At 64.9% G+C, this 19480-nt stretch carries 16 protein-coding genes; 7 read left to right on the top strand and 9 right to left on the bottom strand.

The features are described 5' to 3' along the window. Positions 1-10 precede the first annotated feature (10 nt). The 4 genes from LDZ21_RS17055 to LDZ21_RS17070 form a co-directional block, all read right to left on the bottom strand. Positions 11-622 carry an NIPSNAP family protein gene (locus LDZ21_RS17055; protein ID WP_244794971.1) on the bottom strand — a complete coding sequence of 204 codons (612 nt, stop codon included), beginning with the start codon at positions 620-622 and terminating at the stop codon, positions 11-13. Continuing rightward, the gene (locus tag LDZ21_RS17060; RefSeq protein WP_244794972.1) at positions 619-2373 is read right to left on the bottom strand and encodes an FAD-dependent oxidoreductase; all 1755 of its coding nucleotides are present in this window, start codon (positions 2371-2373) and stop codon (positions 619-621) included. Before LDZ21_RS17060 ends, LDZ21_RS17055 begins: the two co-directional genes overlap by 4 nt. Beyond that, positions 2370-4139 carry an FAD-dependent oxidoreductase gene (locus LDZ21_RS17065; protein WP_244794973.1) on the bottom strand — a complete coding sequence of 590 codons (1770 nt, stop codon included), beginning with the start codon at positions 4137-4139 and terminating at the stop codon, positions 2370-2372. Before LDZ21_RS17065 ends, LDZ21_RS17060 begins: the two co-directional genes overlap by 4 nt. 87 nt (positions 4140-4226) lie before the next feature. Continuing rightward, entirely contained in the window at positions 4227-5264 is a 1038-nt protein-coding gene (locus tag LDZ21_RS17070) for a Gfo/Idh/MocA family protein (protein ID WP_244794974.1), read from the bottom strand. Positions 5265-5453: 189 nt separating this feature from the next. Here LDZ21_RS17070 and LDZ21_RS17075 point away from each other — a divergent pair, with 189 nt between their 5' ends. Beyond that, positions 5454-6281 carry a shikimate dehydrogenase family protein gene (locus tag LDZ21_RS17075; RefSeq protein WP_244794975.1) on the top strand — a complete coding sequence of 276 codons (828 nt, stop codon included), beginning with the start codon at positions 5454-5456 and terminating at the stop codon, positions 6279-6281. Positions 6282-6507: 226 nt separating this feature from the next. After that, positions 6508-6975, top strand: a complete 468-nt coding sequence (locus tag LDZ21_RS17080; RefSeq protein ID WP_244794976.1) for a hypothetical protein — start codon at positions 6508-6510, stop codon at positions 6973-6975. Positions 6976-7300: 325 nt separating this feature from the next. Here the strand turns inward: LDZ21_RS17080 and LDZ21_RS17085 are convergent, their stop codons facing one another. Beyond that, complete coding sequence (locus tag LDZ21_RS17085; RefSeq protein ID WP_244794977.1) at positions 7301-8491, bottom strand: hypothetical protein; 1191 nt, start codon at positions 8489-8491, stop codon at positions 7301-7303. Between the two features lie 590 nt (positions 8492-9081). On the opposite strand from LDZ21_RS17085, the gene LDZ21_RS17090 reads away from it, so the two are divergent. After that, on the top strand, positions 9082-9561 hold the full coding sequence (locus LDZ21_RS17090) for a hypothetical protein (RefSeq protein ID WP_244794978.1): 480 nt from the start codon (positions 9082-9084) through the stop codon (positions 9559-9561). 14 nt (positions 9562-9575) lie between these two features. Here the strand turns inward: LDZ21_RS17090 and pdxY are convergent, their stop codons facing one another. Beyond that, a complete protein-coding gene (pdxY, locus tag LDZ21_RS17095; RefSeq protein WP_244794979.1) occupies positions 9576-10457 on the bottom strand; it encodes a pyridoxal kinase PdxY in 882 nt (293 codons plus the stop codon). 411 nt (positions 10458-10868) lie between these two features. Between pdxY and glgC the strand changes: the two genes are divergently transcribed. The 4 genes from glgC to LDZ21_RS17115 all read left to right on the top strand — a co-directional run bounded on the left by glgC (position 10869) and on the right by LDZ21_RS17115 (position 16300). After that, positions 10869-12143: a glucose-1-phosphate adenylyltransferase gene (glgC, locus tag LDZ21_RS17100; RefSeq protein WP_244794980.1), complete on the top strand. Its 1275-nt coding sequence runs from the start codon at positions 10869-10871 to the stop codon at positions 12141-12143. 374 nt (positions 12144-12517) lie between these two features. Beyond that, the gene (gene glgA, locus LDZ21_RS17105) at positions 12518-13981 is read left to right on the top strand and encodes a glycogen synthase GlgA (protein WP_244794981.1); all 1464 of its coding nucleotides are present in this window, start codon (positions 12518-12520) and stop codon (positions 13979-13981) included. 53 nt (positions 13982-14034) lie between these two features. Next, positions 14035-14835, top strand: a complete 801-nt coding sequence (locus tag LDZ21_RS17110) for an SDR family oxidoreductase (protein ID WP_244794982.1) — start codon at positions 14035-14037, stop codon at positions 14833-14835. A gap of 28 nt (positions 14836-14863) precedes the next feature. Continuing rightward, complete coding sequence (locus tag LDZ21_RS17115) at positions 14864-16300, top strand: dihydrolipoyl dehydrogenase (protein ID WP_244794983.1); 1437 nt, start codon at positions 14864-14866, stop codon at positions 16298-16300. 68 nt (positions 16301-16368) lie between these two features. Here LDZ21_RS17115 and LDZ21_RS17120 read toward each other — a convergent pair whose 3' ends face one another. The 3 genes from LDZ21_RS17120 to LDZ21_RS17130 all read right to left on the bottom strand — a co-directional run bounded on the left by LDZ21_RS17120 (position 16369) and on the right by LDZ21_RS17130 (position 19414). Continuing rightward, positions 16369-16725 (bottom strand): hypothetical protein, encoded by a 357-nt coding sequence (locus LDZ21_RS17120; RefSeq protein WP_035969373.1) that lies wholly within the window; start codon positions 16723-16725, stop codon positions 16369-16371. 255 nt (positions 16726-16980) lie between these two features. Beyond that, positions 16981-17865, bottom strand: coding sequence for a 3-hydroxyisobutyrate dehydrogenase (gene mmsB, locus LDZ21_RS17125; RefSeq protein WP_244794984.1), 885 nt, complete (start codon positions 17863-17865; stop codon positions 16981-16983). Between the two features lie 16 nt (positions 17866-17881). Further along, positions 17882-19414, bottom strand: a complete 1533-nt coding sequence (locus LDZ21_RS17130) for a CoA-acylating methylmalonate-semialdehyde dehydrogenase (protein WP_244794985.1) — start codon at positions 19412-19414, stop codon at positions 17882-17884. Positions 19415-19480: the final 66 nt, after the last annotated feature.

Raw genomic sequence — 19480 nt, forward strand, 5'->3', positions numbered from 1 at the left:
GTCGCGATCCTCAGCGCAGCGGCGAAAACGGCGCGGGCACGTAGATGGTCGATTCCATCGTCGTGAGATGCGCCGGCCCGCCCTTCGGCGGCCAGATGCCGTCTTTCACCGCTTCCGCGCGAATGCGCGAGCGCTCGTCCACCGACTTGTACGGCCAGATGTTGAGGAAGCGCGGCACCGCGCCGTCGAGTGCGAACATCGCGCCGATCAGCGGCGAGCGCTTCGTGCGCTCGGGGACGGCCTTCTCCCACGCGTCGATGGTGTGCTGCAGGCTCGCCAGCTTCGTGCCATAGACGCGCATCTCGTAGATGCCGCCGTGTTCAGCGGGCTGGATCGGCGGGAGAAACGGGAACATCGCGTAGCTGTTCACTTCGACATCGGTGACGAACTCGCCGCAGCCGAACGGATTGCCTTCGAGAAGAAGCCGCCTGCGTTCGCCGATCAGCGCCGCTTCCGATTCGAAGCCGCGCAGCACCATCACCTTGCCGAGCGCGCCGATATCGGAATACCAGCAGCCGAGCAGCGTCGAACCGGGCTGCGCGGCGCTTGCCTGAATGTGCTCGAACACCTGCGCGTTGGCGCCGATCTTCACGGTGAGCGTGACTGTGTCGTACAGATTCATGGGATCGTCCTTGCGTGACTGGATAGAGAAAATGCGTTATCGGTATCGGCGTCGATATCGGTATCGGCGGGACGAGCGAGGTCGTGGCCCGCGAGATAGCCGAACGTCATCGCCGGTCCGAGCGTGATGCCGCCCGCCGGATAGTGGCCGCCCATCATGCTGGCCGCGTCGTTGCCCACGGCGTAGAGGCCGGGAATCGGCGTGCGGGTCTCATCGAGAACGCGGGCGCGCGCATCGGAGGCGAGGCCCGCGAAGGTCCCCAGACTGCCGGGCAGTACCTTGACCGCGTGAAACGGACCATCGACGATCGGCGCGACGCACGGATTCGGCTCGTGCGACGCATCGCCCTGTATGCGGTTGTAGGGCGTCGAGCCTTTGTGGAACTGCGGATCGGCGCCGTCTTTCGCATGCGCGTTGTAGGCCGCGATGGTTTCGCTCAATGCGTGGGCGTCGACGCCGCACTGGCGGGCGAGCGCCTCGATCGTCGGCGCGGTTTTCAGATAGCCGGCGCGCTCATGGCGATGCAGCGGGAACGGGAACGGCTTCGCCGCGCCCAGCCCGTAGCGCCGTTGAAACCGGTGATCGCAGACGAGCCACGCGCATACTTCCTCGCCAGGCGGCGTGACGTCGATCATCGCCGAGACGAAGTCGTAATACGACGACGCCTCGTTCACGAAGCGCCGCCCGGCCCGCGTCACCGCGATCAAGCCCGGCTTTGCCCGCTCGATGAGATGCGCGAACGCGACCGCATCACGTTCGCGCTTCGGCACGAGCGATACGGGCGCCCACGCCGCCGGCGCCTTCATCGATGCGTCGAAATGCGCGCCGGCCGCTTCGCCGATGCGCACGCCGTCGCCTGTATTGCTGCGCGGCGCAGCGGACCAGTGTTCATCGCCCGATGGCGTGTACGCGAAGGTGCGCGCGCGGCGGGCGCGGTCGTGCGGATAGCCGCCGCACGCCAGCACGACGCCTCGTCGCGCGATCACGTCTTTCAGCACGCCATTCATCTCGACGCGCGCGCCGGTCACGCGTGCGCCATCGCGTATCAAATCGACGGCCTTTGCACGCGTTTCCAGCCGCACGCCGCGATCGGCGGCAGACTTCAACAGACGCGCGACGAGCGCGTTGCCGTTCACGAGATGCATCGAGCGGCCATGGCGCAGCTTGTGCATCGCAAAGGCGGCGAAGCGCTTCGTCACGTGCCACGCGGAGCGCGCCGAGCGCGTCGCGTTGAAGAAATGCGTGAGATCTTGTCCCGATGCGATCGCCATGCCGCTGATCGTCATCTCCGTGAGCGGCGGACGAAGCTTGTCGATGAGCGGGCCAAGCGCGCGGCCATCGAACGGCATCGCGCACACGGAGCGGCCTCCGCTGCCCGCGCCTTGCGTCGTGTGAAAGTCGGGAATGCGATTGCCGTCGATGAAACGCATCGACGTATTCCGCTCGAAGAACTCGATCATGCGCGGGCCGTGCTCGATCAGCGCATCGACTTTCCCGGCATCGTAGTGCTTGCCGAGTTCGTTGCGCAGATAGGTGCGCGGTGCATCGGCATGTTCGACGATACCGCCGCGCCTCGCGAGCGGATTACATGGAAGCCACATCCAGCCGCCCGACCACGCGGTCGTGCCGCCGAACACGTCTTCCTTTTCGCATAGGATGACTGATAAACCCAGCGTAGCTGATGTGACCGCCGTGGACAGGCCGCCTGCGCCCGATCCGAGCACGAGGACGTCGCATTGCAGCGCGCTCATGATCTCTGCGCTCGCGTTTCCTCGCGCGCAACCGCATGACTGGCTTCCGGCGATGCCGCCCGCGCCGCCGCATGCCGGCCAGCCAAATACGCAAAAGCCAGCCCCGGCCCGAGCGTGATGCCCGGCCCCGGATAGACGCCGCCCATCACCGACTGCATGTCGTTGCCGCACGCGTAGAGGCCGCCGATCGGCTGATCGTCGCGATTCAGCACGCGGGCGTTCGTGTCGGTGACGAGCCCCGTCGCCGCGCCGATATCGCCGGGATAAAGCCGCACCGCGTAGAACGGCGCTTGTGCAATCGGGCCGAGACAAGGATTCGGGCCTGTCCAGTTGGCGTCGCCGTTCGCGCGCTGATAGTCGGTCGTGCCGCGCTGAAAGTCCGGATCGACGCCTGTTTCGGCATAACGATTCATGCGCGCGACGCTATCCGCAAGCCCTGTCTTGTCGATGCCGAGCTTCGCTGCGAGTTCGTCGAGCGAGCTGGCCTGCGTGAGATAGCCATCGTCGATGAAAGGTTGAAGTCCTTTGCCGCCGGGACGCACCATGCCAAGCCCATACTTACGAATTCCTTCGGAATCCGCAATGAGGTACGCCGGCACCGACGCCCTCGTGCGATGTGCTTCCTGCATCGCGATGCCGAACAGGTGATACGACGTGTTCTCGTTCAGGAAGCGCCTGCCGCTGGCATCGACGACGATCATGCCCGGCTTGCCGCGATCCATCAGAAAGTGCGGGAACACGGCGGTTGTGCCGTCGGCTCGTTTGCGCACGGAAACCGGCGCCCAGAACGCGTGCGACAACGCGCCCTCGCCAAACCGCGCGCCTGCGGCAAGCGCGAGATCCTGCGCGTTGCCGGTATGCCCGGGCGCGCCTGGGCACCATGCGGCATCGGCGCCGGGCAGCATATCGGCACGCCGCGCGGCATGACGATTGAAGCCGCCGCTCGCGAGAATCACGCCGCCCGTCACCGAAACGCGCCGCCGCTCGGCGCCCTGAGCGAGGGTTAAGCCCTCGACGCCCCGCTTGCCTGTATGCAGTGCTCCGACCGTCGTGCGAGTCAGCACGGTGACGCCGCGCTGCATCAGCGAATGAAGCAGACGGCCGATCAACGCGTTGCCCATCACGAGCCGCGTGCCGCGTGGCGACCCGATCCGGTCGCGTGCGTGTCGCGCCAGCAGCTTCGCCGCATGTTTGAACGACGCGAGCGATTTCGTCATGTTGAGCAGATGCCCGATGTCGTCGCGGTCGATCATCATCCCGCCCAGCACGGTGAACTCGGGAATCGGCGGACGAATCAGCGCAAATGCGCGGCCCAGCTTGCGGCCGTCGAAAGGCAGCGGCTCCAGCGCACGGCCGCAGAGCGTCGAGCCTTCGAGTTCCGAGAGGTAGTCGGGATGGAACGGGCGCGCCCGGTATTTCACATCGGAGTTTGCTTCGATATGCGCGACCGCCTTCGGCCCGGCGTCGAGAAACGCGCGGCGCATCGCGGCGCTGCTGCGTGCCCCGACGGCACGGTTCAGAAAGGCTTCCGCCGTCGCCTGCGAATCGTCGCGATTGACGCTCGCCATGTGCATCGACGCGGGAATCCATGTTGTGCCCGCCGAATAGGCAGTCGTTCCGCCGACGTATTCCGTGCTTTCGACGAGCAGCACGCGCGCGCCGTCGATCGCTGCAAACAGCGCCGCCGACATGCCCGCGCCGCCCGCGCCGATGACGACCACATCGAATAATTCGTTGCCGCTCAGGCTCGCTACCGTCTCCACCATCTTTCGCCCCTTCTTGGAACCGTATCCGATTGTGGAATGCTATTCCACAATAGCAGCTCGTGCCAAGCGCTTTTTTGCGATACCGGGTCAGTACGCCAGTGCGACCGGCGCGCGCGCGCTCGCCGACCGATGCACCGCCAGCGTCGCGGCGAGCGTGCGCGCGCCGTCATGGCCGGAACAGAGCGGCGTTTCCTTGCCGTCGATCACCGCCGCGAAATGGCGCAATTGCTCGTGATAGGGATCGCCGGCATGCGGCGCGGTGCGCTCGATGGTCAGCGGATCGTGCCAACCCTTCTGCCCGCGATACTCCCAGACATCGAGCTGCGGCAAGGCGAGCGACGCATCGGTGCCGGAGACGAAGTGCGTATTCACGCTCTGCCGCGGATAGTGCGCCGCCTCGCCGGCCCCCAGATCCCAGTTCCACGGCGACACCGCGCAGTCCGACACCGTCAGCGTGCCGAGCGCGCCATTCTCGAAGCGCAGCAGCACCGCGGCCGTGTCTTCAACCTCGAAGCCGCGCACCGCGCTCGACGTCAGCGCCTGCACTTCGGCGATTTCGCCGAGCAGGAACCGCATCATGTCTATGTCGTGGATCGGGTTGATCAGCACTGGTCCGCCGCCGGCCTGCCTGCGCCAGTCGATATCGAAGTAAGGATCGGGCTTGTAGAACGTCGCGAGCGCATTAGCGGACACCGGCTTGCCGATACGCCCGCTCGCGACGATTTCGCGTGCGCGCCGCAGAATCGGGCTATGCCGCCGATGATGACCGACCAGAAGCGGCACGCCCGCGCGACTGGCGGCATCGACGAGCACGCGCGCCTGTTCGACCGTATCGGCAATTGGCTTTTCGATCAGCACCGGGATCCCGCGCGCGATGCACGCGAGGCCCGCTTCGACGTGCGTGGCGTTCGGCGTCGCGACGATCACGCCGTCGGGCGATGCGGCGTCGAGCATTGCGTCGACGGCGGAGAAGCAGCTTGCGCCGTGCTCTTGCGCAAACGCTTGCGCTCCCGCCGACGGGTCCGCCACCGCGATCACTTCGCAATCAGGATGCAGACGCGCGCGCTCCATGTGCATCCGTCCGATGGCTCCCGCGCCTGCAATTGCCAGCCGTTTCTTGATCATGCGTGTGCTCCTCCGATTCGCTGTAGTTGGAAAAGGTCGACGGTTAGTTGCCTCACAGGAAAAAAGCGTTTTGTTGAATCCTATTCCGTTTTCAACTACAGTTTCGTCCACGCGTTGACGAATTTTTTCATCGAGACATCACGCGCTCGCACGCTCCACGACGGGCGCTTCACAGGAGACATCGAAAGCATGGCGCAGGACACAACCTTCTCTGCATCGCTCGATGCGGGCTTGAGCGGCGCAACGCGCGTCTACTTCATCGTCGGCGATCCGATCGCGCAGGTGCGCTCGCCTTCCGGCGTGACAGCGGCATTGCGCGCCGCCGGACGCGACGCCATCGTGATTCCCGCGCACGTCGCGCCCGCCGACCTCGACGCATTCTTCGCGGGCGTCACGCGGATGCAAAACGTGGATGGCGTCATCATCACGGTGCCGCACAAGTTCAACGCGACGAAGTATTGCGGCACCCTCGCGAGCGAATCCGCCTTTCTCGGGGCGACGAACATGCTCCGGCGCAACGCCGACGGCACGTGGCACGGCGGCATGTCGGATGGCGTCGCGATGGTCGCGGCGCTCGGGGATGCGGGCTGCGAGCCGCAGGGCAAGCGCGCGCTGCTGATCGGCGCGGGCGGCGCGGGCTCGGCGATCGGTCATGCGCTCGTCGAGGCGGGCGTGGCGTCGCTCGCCATCCGCGATTTCGATGCGGCGCGCACCGACGCCCTCGCCTCGCGGCTCGCATCGCTCGGGCGCGGCGCGGTCGGCATCGCCGATGACGCGGGCGCGGAGACCTACGACATCGTCGTGAATGCGTCGCCGGCGGGGATGCGGCCCGGCGATCCGCTTCCGATCGACGTCTCCCGCCTTGCCCCGACGACCTTTGTCGGCGATGTCGTGACCAAGCCGCCGCTTACGCCGTTCATCGAAGCGGCCCGCGCGCGCGGCTGTCCGACCGTCACCGGCACGCAGATGTTCGGCCGCGTCTGCGATGCGATCGTCGACTATCTGATCAAGGGCTGATTCCTCGCAACGCGCGTTGGGAATAGGACCAGTCTGGTTCAAACGGCCGGCGCGTTCCTGCACCATAGCGCCGCGCCATCGTCCCCTCGGGAGCGCACGCTGGCCCGGCATGGCAGCGGGCCGCACTCATGGCCTGCATCGACCAGCCGCCCTTTCACGGGCGGCATTTTTTTGCCCGACGCCGACGCCGGCGAGAACAGAGGGTCAATCAAGGGTCAATCAAGCTGTGACGAATTCTAACCAACGCATTTTGAAACGCGTGGCGCGCGCAGGCGTCGCCGCTGCCGGGCTGGCGCTGCTCGCGGCATGCGCGAGCGGACCGGGCGCATCCACGGCGATGCCGCCCGATGCGAAGCTCGCGAGCGGCCGTGTCGCCGGCAAGCAATATCTGACGACGGTCGCGACCGGTGCGGCATCGTCGTCTGCGCCGACGGTCGGCGTGGGCGCGGGCGGCATCGGCGGCGGCGGATGGAGCGGCGTCGGAGCCGGTGCGGGACTGAGCTTCGACCTGACGAGCCTCTTCGACAAAAGCCCGGAGCCGACGGCCAAGGTCTATCGCTACAGCATTCAGATGCGCGAAGGCGTAAAGCGCGACATCGACAGCACGCTCGATCTTCCCGATGGTGCATGCGTGACGACGATCGATTCCGCGCAGCCGGGTTACCCGCGACTGGCGCCGTCGAACGAATGCTGATTTGAACCGCTGAACGGCAACGGCCCATGCCGCCGTTTCAGTACGGATCGCTTGCTTCATCGCGATCGCGCGGCGGCGTATCGGGGCATCGGCATAATCGGGCCGAACCGAAACGCACTGCTTCAAACAGACGATTGAGCCGGTCATCGGCGTTTGCCATACTGACCGAGGTCCAGTTGTCTCCTCACGCGTCCGTTCCCCGACAGGGACAGTCTCGCAACGGACGCGCTCTCGCCGCCTACCACCCCAGGCGGCTTTTTTTTGGCGCAAAGAAAAAGCCGCCGTATGAAACGGCGGCTTCGTCCTGCAAGCTCACGTCACGCGCTTATTGCGCTTCGTACCAGTTGTACTGAGCGATCGAACCGATGGGCGGCGTGCCGACCTGCAGCGTGATCTCGCGCAGCGAACCGAGCTGGATGTTGCGCGGATCGCCCATATAGCGCCGGATGTCGCCGTTGTCGCGGATGTAGACCACCACGTCTCCGGTCAGGCCCGCGACGTTCGTCGTCGTGAGCGGCTCACCCCAGATGTCGAAGAACTGACCCAGCGTGAAGCGCTTGTTGTTGGGCGTCTCGACGTGAATGATGCCGGTGTTGTCGTGCGTGTGCAGCTCATAGTTGCACGAGCCGGGAAGCCCGATGTTCGCCGGCAGCGCACGCGTTTGCCCGTTATAGACGATCGCGAGATGCGTATGCACGTGGTACGTTTCGGCCATCCCCGATGCGCAGACCACGCCATCCACCGGCGAGCCGGTTCCGCCCGTCGACGTCGCGCCGTTCGGCCAATACAGGGTGCCCACCGTGCCGCCGTAAGTCAGCGTGATCGGCGTAGTGGCGAGCGGCGGCGGATCGGTCCACGCATAGGTCGGAATCTGCGTGAGCGGCGTGCCGACTTCCAGCGTCACTTCACCGTTGCGCGGCAGCACGAGGCTCGCGAGATCGCCCGTGTACTTCGTGAGCGTCCCGCCCGTGTTCACCCATGCCGTGACCGGTCCCGTCACGCCTGCGACGTTCGTCGCCGACAGCGTCTCACCCCAGACCGCGAAGAACTGGCCGAGCGTGTATTGCGTGTTGGTCGTCGCATCGATGCGGATCTTGCCGCTGGCGTCGTCGGTGTGGACCGGATAGACGCAGCCGCGCTGCAGAGTGAGGCTCGAGCCCAACGTGCCAATGTTGGCGGGCAGCGCGAGCTGCTTGCCGTTCTGATAGATGGAAAGATGGGAATAGGTGTACGACGCGCCTGCCGGTGCGCAGCTCAGGCCGCCGACCGCCTGGCCCGCGCCGCCGGTCGCCGTCGAGCCATCGGGCCATTGCGCGGCGCCGATCGTGCTGCCGTCGATCACGGGTGTCGCTGCGGCGAGCGTGGGCGTGGTCGTCGTCGGGGTGCTGGCGCCGGAGGGCGCGCTTGCGCCCGAGGGCGAGCTCGCGCCCGAGGGCGAACTCGCGCTCGACGAATCACCTCCGCCGCCGCAACCGGCCAGTACGACGAGCGCCGCCGCCGAAGCAATTGCGCTCATCCAATAAGCATGCTTTCCTTCTTTCATGTCTCAACTCCGCTTTTCGTTAATCAAACTCTTGTGGCGAGGTACGCTTTAAACGCACAACGCATTCGACGGCATGCGCATGCATGCCTTGTCCGCGTGAATCGAGCACACTCGCAAAACCATTGAAAACGGCATAAGACAGACGAAACGGTTCGTTTCGCTCCGGGCGCGGGTCTCATGCACGCAAGTTTTGCCGTGTATGGCCTGGACATTCGGTCGATTTAGCCGGACCTGTGCCGAAGGCCACGGAATAACGCCCTGACGGGCGCGGGTTAATCAATCACGAATACGGTGATTAATAGAAACGCATTTCGGCGAGCGAATTCGCCGGTGAGACGAAGCGTAACGTTCAAGCTGCGCAGTCGCAAGTAGAAATGTCCCCATATTCCAGTGCGGGCGGATTTTATCGCGGTTTTAATCGTTCATATGTTCATACTGCTCGACGGCGGAAGACAAAATAAAGTATTAATCCGCAACTCGTCCGAAAACGCCAATTGACAGCGCTGACAGCCGCATGAAAGCATCGCCCGCGCAGTCTCCTCATCCCGACCGGAGCGCTCCCCATGATCTTCCACGCATCCATTCCCGCCCGTGATCCGAAGCACGTCGCTCATGTGCTCGCCGAACTATGGGACGGCTTCGCCGCGCCTTTCTCGCCGTTTCCCGATGCCTGGATGGCCGTGGCCGGCGACGATCGCGGCACCATCATCGAGGTCTATCCGGGCGATCGCGTCATCACGCCGGGCGGCGGACACGAGACGAGCGTAAGTTACGGCGCGGGGTCGATAGACCGCCCTCAATACAGCGCATTCCACATGGCAATCGCCACGAAGCGGAGCGCCGATCAGGTATTGGCGATTGGCGAGCGCGAAGGATGGCGCGCCGTGCAATGCACGCGCGGCAACGATTTCTTCGATGTGATCGAGCTTTGGATCGAGAACTCGACCATGCTCGAATTCCTCACGCCCGAGATGCAGGCCCAGTACCTGGCGTTCGCTACGCCAGAGAATTTCCGGGCGATGGCAGCCGCGGCGACTGCCTGAGTCCGGTGCGGAGCCTAGCCGCGTCGCACGACGTCGCCGCCCGTCACGCGGATGGCCGGAAAGCGGTCCGTCGGCTTCGCGATTTCATCCTGCGAAGCCACGATCTCGAGTTCGTAGCGGCCGGCATCGTAGGTTGTCTTGACGACGGCGTTCACTGCCGCCAGCGTATGTTCGAGCGCATTGCGCAGCGAATCGCCGAGCAGCGTGCGCGCGACGAACACCGCGCTCGTCAGATCGCCGACGCCAACCGGCTGCCGCGCAAACGGATACAACGGCCGCTGTGCGAACCACGCTTCGCTCGCGGTGACGGCGAGCATGTTAAAGGTATCAGCACGGCTGTTGCGATCGAGCAGATGCTTGACCAGTACGATACGCGGCCCGCGCGCAATGACGTCGCGGCATGCATCGACCGCCTCTTCGACCGTTTCGATAGTCCGCCCCGCGAGTTTCTCGAGTTCGGTGTGGTTGGGCATCATCGCGTCGGCGACGGTGGGCATCGTCGTGACGAGGAAATCTTCGATGCCCGGCGCGACCGTGCAGCCGCCCGTCGTGCCCATCACCGGATCGCAGAAATACAGTGCGCGCGGATTCACCGCCTTCACCATCTTCACGATCTCGACGACCGCGCGTCCTTGTTCGGTCGCCCCGAGATAGCCCGACAGCACCGCGTTGCAGCGGCCGAGCACGCCAATCGCGCCGATGCCTTCGATCACGCTTTGCAGTTCTTCCGCATCCACCACGCCGCCGGTCCAGCGGCCATATTGCGTGTGATTCGAGAACTGCACCGTGTTGAGCGGCCACACGTTGACGCCGAGCCTGCGCATGGGAAACACCGCCGCGCTGTTGCCCGCATGCCCGAAGACGACGTGCGACTGGATACTCAGGACGTTATTCATATTGCGATTCCGGGGCGAGGCATGAGCGATGATCGGCGGGCGTCCAGGCAGGCGACGCCTGAACGTGCTCCGTATTGTGCCGTGCCTCGACGCGCCGCGGCATGGTGTGGCGGTTATAAATTGCGGCAAAGCATGCCGCGTAGTCGCGCGCCTGCAACAGCAGGCACGACTGCGACGGCATGATGCTTGCTCGAACCGTCGCCGATGCCGTGCACTGGTCCGCTGCGGATATCTCGGTCAGCACCGCAATAAAAAATCGAACGACTTCAGCACACGAATTCGAATGCGCGCCGGATAATGCAACGATTGCAAAGGCGCGCCGCCCGCGCCCCACGCACGGCCATCACACGAGGACCCCTGCACCACCCGCATACACGACATTAACGAACCCGAGTCAAATCAGGAGCTGACATGGAGACGCCGTCTAAGAATCGCACCGATTTGCAAAAGTCGACCCTCGCAATCGTGCTCGCCGGCGGGCGCGGCACGCGTCTCGGGCCGCTTACGGACAAGCGCGTGAAGCCCGCCGTCCACTTTGGCGGCAAATACCGCATCATCGATTTCGCGCTTTCCAACTGCCTCAACTCGGGCATCCGCCGCATCGCGGTCGTCACGCAGTACAAGGCGCATTCGCTGTTGCGCCATCTGCAGCGCGGCTGGGGTTTTCTGCGCGGCGAGTTCAACGAGTTCATCGATATCTGGCCGGCGCAGCAGCGCGTCGATTCGAGCTGGTATCGCGGCACCGCCGACGCCGTGTTCCAGAATCTCGACATCATCCGGTCGATCGCGCCGCAATTCATCATCGTGCTCGCGGGCGATCACGTCTACAAGATGGACTACACGCGCATGGTGCTGGACCACGTCGAGAGCGGCGCGGACTGCACGGTCGGCTGCATCGAAGTGCCGCGCATGGAGGCGACCGCTTTCGGCGTGATGCATGTCGATGAAAACCGCCGCGTCACCGACTTCCTCGAAAAGCCCGCCGATCCGCCCGCCATGCCCGGCAAGCCGGATATCGCGCTCGCGAGCATGGGCATCTACGTGTTCAGCGCGAAGTATCTATATCACCTGCTCGAAGAGAACATCGCTGCGTCGAGCACGGATCACGATTTCGGCAAGGACATCCTGCCGCGCGTGGTGACGAGCGGCCGGGCGATCGCGCATCCGTTCAGCATGTCCTGCGTCACCTCGGACGCCGATCCGAACGCGCCGGCGTACTGGCGCGATGTCGGCACCGTCGATGCCTATTGGGCAGCCAATCTGGATCTCGCTTCAACGATTCCGCAGCTCGATCTCTACGATCGCAACTGGCCAATCTGGACCAATCAGGAACAGCTGCCGCCGGGCAAGTTCGTCCGCGATCTCAACGGCCAGCAAGGCGCGATCACGAACCTGCTCGTGTGCGGGGGCTGCGTGATATCGGGATCGCAGGTGTCGAAGTCGGTGTTTTCGTCGGCGGTGCGCGTGCATTCGTTCTGCAACATCAACGAGGCCGTGTTGTTGCCGCAGGTGACCGTAGGGCCAAGTTGCCGGTTGCAGCGCGTGGTGGTCGATCGGGGATGCACGGTGCCGGAAGGGCTCGTCATTGGCGAGGATCCGGACGACGACGCCGCGCGATTTTTCCGCACCGAGACGGGGATCACGCTCGTCACGCGGGAGGCGCTCGATCGGCTTGCGCCGCGGTAGTTGGGCTTGGGCTTCGCAGGCGCTGTCGAGCGAAGCCAGATGACTACCGACAGAACCGATGTTGCCCGGACGCCGGAGTATGCGCTGAAGCGCCGCTTCGGCGCGTTCGGTGAGTCGAAGTCGCATTGCCGCTTTCGGGGCGCGAGGGCGGCTACTTCGTCGCATGAGGCTGTGGTAGCGCGCTCAGGTGTCAACTGCGGCCGGCCGCTACTTCGTCGCACGGAGCCGCAGTGAGACTGCTGAAGCGCCAATCGCTACTTCGCCGCATGAAGCCACAATAAGCCGCTACAACAGCCAACCGCGACCGACCGCTATTTCTCGCATGGCGCCGCAATAAGGCGGTGAAGCACCAACCGCAGCCAACAGGAGGATCAATGACCGTATGCGTGCTGCACGTCGCAGCAGAAATGTTTCCGCTGTTGAAAACCGGTGGACTCGCCGATGTCGCCGGCGCGCTGCCACTCGCGCAATCGCAGTTAGGCATGGACGTGCGCGTCGTGCTGCCAGGCTTTCCCGCCGTGCTCGCGGGCCTCGCCGATCTCACGCCCGTCGCCGATCTCGGCGGCGCATTCGGCGCAGCCGGCGTACGCCTCGAACGCGGCGTGCTGAAGCCGCATGGGGTCGTCGTCTACGTCGTGCGTGCGGACGCCTTTTATGACCGCCCCGGCAATCCCTATCTCGATGCCGCGCATCGCCCGTACGCGGACAACGATCGCCGCTTCGCGCTGCTCGGATGGACCGCCGCGCGCATCGCCACCGGCGCCGATCCCGAATGGAAGCCGCATATCGTCCACGCGCACGACTGGCACGCGGGCCTCGCGCCGGCCTATCTGCGCGCGTTCGAGCGCGACGGCGCACCGCATGTCGCGAGCGTGATGACCGTGCATAACCTCGCCTATCAGGGCGTGTTCCCCGCGTCGGAATTCGGCGTGCTCCAATTGCCGGGCGACTTCTACGCGGTCGACGGCCTCGAATTCTACGGCCACGTTTCCTTCCTGAAGGCGGGGCTGTTCTACGCGGACCGCATCACCACGGTCAGCCCGACCTACGCCCGGGAAATCCAGACACAGGCGCACGGCGCGGGACTGCACGGTCTCCTGCAGACGCGCACCCACGATATCAGCGGCATACTGAACGGCGTCGACTATACGATCTGGAGTCCGTCGATCGACGAGGCCATCGCCGCGCGCTACACCGCCGCCAAGCCCGCCGCCAAGAGCAAGTGCAAGACGGCGCTGCAGGAACGCGTGGGCCTCGCGCGCGACGACGATGCCCTGCTCTTCGGCGTCGTCAGCCGGCTGACTGAACAGAAGGGGCTCGACCTGCTGCTGTCGGCGGTGCCGGACATCGTGCAGCGCGGCGGACAGCTCGTCGTGCTCGGCACCGGCGATCCGGCGCTCGAAACCGGCATGAAGAACGCAGCGGCGGCGCATCCCGGCGCGGTCGCGGTCGTGCTGGGTTTCGACGAGACGCTCTCGCATTCGATCATCGCGGGCAGCGACGTCGTCATGGTGCCCTCGCGCTTCGAGCCTTGCGGACTCACGCAGCTCTATGCGCTCGCCTACGGATCGCTGCCGCTGGTGCATCGCGTGGGCGGGCTCGCGGACACGGTCGCCGACTGCTCGCTGGAAAATCTCGCGGACGGGCTCGCGACCGGCTTCGTATTCGAGCATTTCGACCGTGCGGGCATCGTCGCCGCGATCCGCCGGGCTTTCGCGCTCAAGGGACGCCGCACCGAGTGGAAAGCGGTCGTCAAGCGCGCGATGATGCAGAACTTCGGCTGGGAATCGGCGGCGCTGCGCTACGCCGAGGTGTATCAGGGACTGCTCGCGCCGTGATGCGGGCGCGTCCCTTGCTCGAGCCAGATATTCACACGACAGCAGGGACATTCATGCAGAAAGCTCTCGCAGGCCAGATCGCGCTCGTGACGGGTGCAAGTTCGGGTATCGGCGCGGGCGTCGCGAAGGCGCTCGCCGAAGCGGGCGCGCACGTCGCCGTCAACTATCACTCGCACGCGGAGCCTGCCGAAAAGCTCGCCGATGAGATTGCGTCGCTTGGCGGCGAAGCGCTGCCGGTCGCCGCCGATGTTTCCGACGAACACGACGTCGACGCGATGTTCAAGGCCGTCATCGAACGTTTCGGCACCGTCGATATCGTGATCGCGAACTCGGGCCTGCAGCAGGACGCGGCCTTCGCCGACATGACGCTCGCCGACTGGCGCAAGGTCATCGATACGAATCTCACCGGTCAATTCCTGACGGCGCAACGCGCAGTGCGCGAGTTTCAGCGACGCGGGCCGCGCCCGGTCTCGAAGGCGCTCGGCAAGATCATCTGCATGAGTTCCGTGCATGAAGTGATTCCGTGGGCCGGCCATGTGAACTACGCGGCGTCGAAGGGCGGCATTCAGATGCTGATGAAATCGCTCGCGCAGGAAGTCGCGCCGCAGCGCATTCGCGTGAACTCGATTGCGCCCGGCGCGATCCGCACGCCGATCAACCAGGACGCGTGGGCATCGAAGGAAGCGATGGACCGGCTGCTGACGCTCGTGCCATACGGACGCATCGGCGAAGTGGACGATATCGGGCGCGCGGCGGTGTGGCTTGCATCCGACGAGAGCGATTACGTCGTCGGCACCACGCTTTTTGTCGATGGCGGGATGACGCTTTATCCCGGCTTCGCGGACAACGGCTGACATGCGGCCGATCGAAAACGGCGGTCTCATGCAAACAATCGAAGTGGATGTCGCCGTGATCGGCGCGGGCACGGCCGGCATGGCCGCATTTCGCGCAGCGCGCGATGCGGGCGCGAAAGCCGTGTTGATCGAAGGCGGCGAACTGGGGACGACGTGCGCGCGGGTCGGCTGCATGCCGTCGAAACTTTTGCTCGCCGCCGCCAACGGCCTGCACGACGCACGCTCGCTCGAGCCGCGCGGCATCGGCGGCGGCGCTGCGCTTCGAGCCGATTCCGCGCGCGTGATGGACTACGTGCGGCGCGAGCGGGATCACTTCGTGAGCGGCGTCATCGAGGAAACGCGGGACTTTCCGGAAGGAACGCTGTTGCGCGGTCAGGCGCGGTTCGAATCGCCGGGATGCCTGATCGTCGGTGCGAATACGCGCGTCGAAGCGAAGCGTGTCGTCATTGCGACGGGCGCATCGCCCAGCATCCCCGACGAGTTGAGAGTGTTCGGCGACAAGCTCATCACGAGCGACGATCTGTTCGAACTGCGCGTGCTGCCAAAGCGCATCGCGGTGTTCGGCGCGGGGCCGCTCGCGCTCGAACTGGGGCAAGCCCTGTCGCGGCTGTCGGTCGACGTCTTCATGTTCGGCAAGGGCGGCAGCGTCGCGGCGCTGTCGGACACGCCGGTGCGCGATTCGCTCACCGCCGCGCTCGCGAGCGAGTTCTACTTCGACCCCGACGCGAAGATCGACGAGATGACGCTCGAAGACGGTCAGCCGACGTTGCGCTTCACGTCGCCCGATGGCGCGCAACGCACCGAACGCTTCGACCTCGTTCTTGCCGCGACGGGCCGTGCGCCGAATGTGAAGCCGCTCGCGCTGGATAAAGCGGGCATCGAACTGAACGACAAAGGCGTGCCGCTGTTCGACGAAACCACGATGCAATGCGGCGAGAGCGCCATCTTCATCGCGGGCGATTGCGACGGCACGCGTCCCTGGCTCCACGACGCCGCCGACGAAGGCAAGCTCGCCGGTGACAACGCCGCGCGTTTTCCCGACGTGCAGGCGGTCAAGCGCAAGGTGCCGTTCTCGATCGTGTTCTGCGAGCCGCAGGCGGTGATGGTCGGCGCATCGTACGACAGTCTCGACAAGCAGATGACCGTGACCGGCGAGGCATCGTTCGAAACGCAGGGCCGAAGCCGGGTGATGCGGCAGAATCGCGGCCTGCTGCACGTCTATGCGGATGCGACGACCGGCAGGCTGCGCGGCGCGCAAGGCTGCGGTCCGGCGATGGAGCACCTGGGTCATCTGCTCGCGTGGGCGATTCCACTGCAACTGACGCTCGATGACGCGCTCAAGCTGCCGTTCTATCACCCGGTGGTGGAGGAAGGCTTGCGCACGGCGCTGAAGGACGCCGACAAGAAGTGCTACGAGAAACGCGCGGAAGCGACGCCCGGATGGCCGAGCGCGGCGGGTTGCTAGACCGCGCATTAGAAGAAAAAGGCCGGCTGCAAAGCCGGCCTTTTTCATTGCGATGCAACCGTAGTCGATCAGCTTCCGCCCAATCCATATTGCAGTGCAAGATCGAAGCCGAGCACGACCAGCGAGCAGAACAGACCCAGCGACAGATTCGCCAGCCGGTGGCCGACGTCCTTGTGCCGCGTCAGCACGGCACCCGCCAAAAACGCGATTTCGACAATCACCTGCATGGCGAACACAGCGATCATCAGCGCGAACTCATAGCCCATCGCGCTGAAGTTGGTGAAGTTGAAGCCATTCACCGCGACCCAAGATCCCACTCGCCACGCTTCGTATGCCAATAAGAGCAACGGAAAGAAATAGCTGGCGACATAAGTCGGCACGGTGGCGTGCCGCAATTCCATGTTCAAGTGACGTGTGACTTGCATCGCGTACTCCTCATCTGATCGCCCGAAAGGCCGGGCTTTTCGCCTGCATCGGTGACACGCGTGAAGCCGTTTAGCGAGACGCTTAATTCAACGGCACACGCGCGTCGTGCTTTCAGAATAGGACATTTTTTGGGAAAGCGAATCATCGTATTCCCGATCAGTTCGACCACTAAGGCCGAGCGCGATGCATTGTGCAGTGCGGCTTAATAAAACAGCTATTTATGAGACTTTATTCTGCACGCACGTGCGTGCGAACTATTGCTTCCCGTATAGCTTGATAATGCCTGAAAAATCAAGTCCGCCGAGTCCTTGCTGGCTCATTGATTGATATAACTGCTGCGCCAGCGCCCCCATGAAAACCGGCTGTTTTGCGCCGCGCGCCGCATCGACGGCAAGACCCAGGTCCTTCAACATGAGGTCCGCGCCGAAGCCGCCGCTATAGCCGCGCGATGCCGGCGCTGTTTCGACGATGCCCGGATACGGATTGCACGTGTCCGCGCTCCAGCATCGCCCCGTCGAGGTGTTGATGATGTTCGCGAGCTTCGCCGGATCGATGCCGAGCGTTTCGCCGAGCTTCATCGCTTCGGCAACGCCGATCATCGAGACCGCGAGCAGCAGGTTGTTGCATATCTTCGCGATCTGCCCGGTCCCGATTTCGCCGCAGCGCACCATGTTTTTTCCCATGCCGGAGAGCACCGGACGCAGCGTTTCGAACAGCGCCTCGTCCGCGCCGACCATGAAGGTCAGCGTGCCCGCCTGCGCGCCGACGACACCGCCCGACACCGGCGCATCCGCGAACGGATTGCCGTGCGCGGCCGCCGCTTCACCGAGGAGCTTCGCCGTCGCGGGATCGATCGTGCTGCTGTCGACGAGCGGCACGCCCGCGCTCACGCCCGCGAGCACGCCGTCGTCGTTCAGATAGACCGCCTTCACGTGCTGCGCGGCGGGCAGCATCGTGATGACGGCTTCAGCGCCTTCCGCCGCCGCACGCGGCGATGCGGCGAGCGTTGCGCCCGCGGCTTTCGCGGCATCGAGCGCGGGCGCCGACAGATCGAAGGCGGTCACCGCATGACCCGCTTTCAGCAGATTCGCAGCCATCGGGCCGCCCATGTGACCGAGGCCAACAAAACCGATTTGCATTGCCTTCCTCCTGTTTTTATCGCAGCGCGATTGTCGTGTTGACGCCGTCGTTCACCGTGGCGTCGTCGAACCAGCGCGCCGTCACCGTCTTGGTCTGCGTGTAGAACTGCACGACCTGCTTGCCGTACGGGCCGAGATCGCCGAGCTTGGAGCCGCGTGAGCCGGTAAAGCTGAACGACGGCACCGGCACCGGAATCGGAATATTGATGCCGACCTGCCCGATGTCGATCTCGCTCTGGAACTTGCGCGCCGCCGCGCCGCTTTGCGTGAAGAGGCCGACGCCGTTGCCCATCGGATTGCGATTGACGAGCGCGATGGCGTCGTCGAGCGTGGCCGCTTCGAGCACGCACAGCACCGGCCCGAAGATCTCCGTCTTGTAGATGCTCATGTCGGTCGTGACGCCGGAAAAGATGGTCGGGCCGATGAAGTTGCCGTTCTCATAGCCCGGCACCTTGACGCCGCGTCCGTCGAGCGCGAGTGTCGCGCCCTCTTCCACGCCCTTGTCGATGAGCCCGAGGATGCGCTCCTGCGCCGCCCGCGACACGACCGGCCCCAGGTCCGCGCCCGGCTCCGCGCCCGCGTTCACCTTGAGCCCGCGCGCCCGCTCGACGAGTTCCGGCAGCCATTGGTTCGACGCGCCGACCAGCACGACAGCCGACGTCGCCATGCAGCGCTGGCCCGCCGCGCCAAAGCCCGCGCCCGCCAGCGCGTTGAGCGTCTGCTCCTTGTTGGCGTCGGGGAGCACGACGGCGTGATTCTTCGCGCCCATCATCGACTGGACGCGCTTGCCATGCTGGCTGGCGAGGTTATAGACGTGCGTGCCGACGGCCGTCGAGCCGACGAACGATATCGCCTTGATGTCGGGATGCGTGCACAGCGCATCGACGACATCCTTTCCGCCGTGCACGACATTGAGCACGCCCGGCGGAATGCCCGCTTCCATCCCGAGTTCCACGAGTTCCATGGTCGAAAGCGGGTCTTGCTCGGACGGCTTCAGGACGAACGTGTTGCCGCACACGATCGCCATGGGGAACATCCAGAGCGGGATCATCGCGGGGAAGTTGAACGGCGTGATGCCCGCGCAGACGCCGATCGGCTGACGCAGCGTGTACGTATCGACGCCACCCGCGACGTTCTCCGCGAACTCGCCCTGTTGCAGCGTGCTGATCGAGCATGCGTGCTCGACCACTTCGAGCCCGCGGAAGATATCGCCCTCGGCGTCCGCGAGCGTCTTGCCCTGCTCGGCGGTCAGCGTCTGTGCGATCCGCTTCATGTTCTGCCGGATCAGGTCCTGAAGGCGCAGCATGATCCGCATCCGCGTGCCGAGCGGCGTCGTGCGCCACGTCTGAAACGCCTTTTGCGCGGCGGCGACGGCCGCGTTCACTTCGTCGGCGGTCGTGAACGGCACGCGGCCGACGACTTCCTGCGTCGCCGGATTGACGATATCGCGCCACTCGCTCGTTTTCGAATCGACGAACTCGCCGTCGATCAGCAGCTTGGCGGTGCGCACGGACGCGCGCTGCGCCGGTTGTTCAGCAACGGTGTTCACGGATGTCTCCCTGGTCGGATTATCGGAATGCTCGACCCTCTGAGTATAGTGAGGCAACCGTCCTTC

Source organism: Caballeronia grimmiae (genome assembly GCF_022879615.1).
Lineage (GTDB): Bacteria > Pseudomonadota > Gammaproteobacteria > Burkholderiales > Burkholderiaceae > Caballeronia > Caballeronia grimmiae.

Bases quoted from the DNA above. Each gene is read 5' to 3' on its own strand.
- LDZ21_RS17055 (WP_244794971.1), bottom strand. From the start codon at position 622: ATGAATCTGTACGACACAGTCACGCTCACCGTGAAGATCGGCGCCAAC.
- LDZ21_RS17060 (WP_244794972.1), bottom strand. From the start codon at position 2,373: ATGAGCGCGCTGCAATGCGACGTCCTCGTGCTCGGATCGGGCGCAGGC.
- LDZ21_RS17065 (WP_244794973.1), bottom strand. From the start codon at position 4,139: ATGGTGGAGACGGTAGCGAGCCTGAGCGGCAACGAATTATTCGATGTG.
- LDZ21_RS17070 (WP_244794974.1), bottom strand. From the start codon at position 5,264: ATGATCAAGAAACGGCTGGCAATTGCAGGCGCGGGAGCCATCGGACGG.
- LDZ21_RS17075 (WP_244794975.1), top strand. From the start codon at position 5,454: ATGGCGCAGGACACAACCTTCTCTGCATCGCTCGATGCGGGCTTGAGC.
- LDZ21_RS17085 (WP_244794977.1), bottom strand. From the start codon at position 8,491: ATGAGCGCAATTGCTTCGGCGGCGGCGCTCGTCGTACTGGCCGGTTGC.
- LDZ21_RS17090 (WP_244794978.1), top strand. From the start codon at position 9,082: ATGATCTTCCACGCATCCATTCCCGCCCGTGATCCGAAGCACGTCGCT.
- pdxY (WP_244794979.1), bottom strand. From the start codon at position 10,457: ATGAATAACGTCCTGAGTATCCAGTCGCACGTCGTCTTCGGGCATGCG.
- glgC (WP_244794980.1), top strand. From the start codon at position 10,869: ATGGAGACGCCGTCTAAGAATCGCACCGATTTGCAAAAGTCGACCCTC.
- glgA (WP_244794981.1), top strand. From the start codon at position 12,518: ATGACCGTATGCGTGCTGCACGTCGCAGCAGAAATGTTTCCGCTGTTG.
- LDZ21_RS17110 (WP_244794982.1), top strand. From the start codon at position 14,035: ATGCAGAAAGCTCTCGCAGGCCAGATCGCGCTCGTGACGGGTGCAAGT.
- LDZ21_RS17115 (WP_244794983.1), top strand. From the start codon at position 14,864: ATGCAAACAATCGAAGTGGATGTCGCCGTGATCGGCGCGGGCACGGCC.
- LDZ21_RS17120 (WP_035969373.1), bottom strand. From the start codon at position 16,725: ATGCAAGTCACACGTCACTTGAACATGGAATTGCGGCACGCCACCGTG.
- mmsB (WP_244794984.1), bottom strand. From the start codon at position 17,865: ATGCAAATCGGTTTTGTTGGCCTCGGTCACATGGGCGGCCCGATGGCT.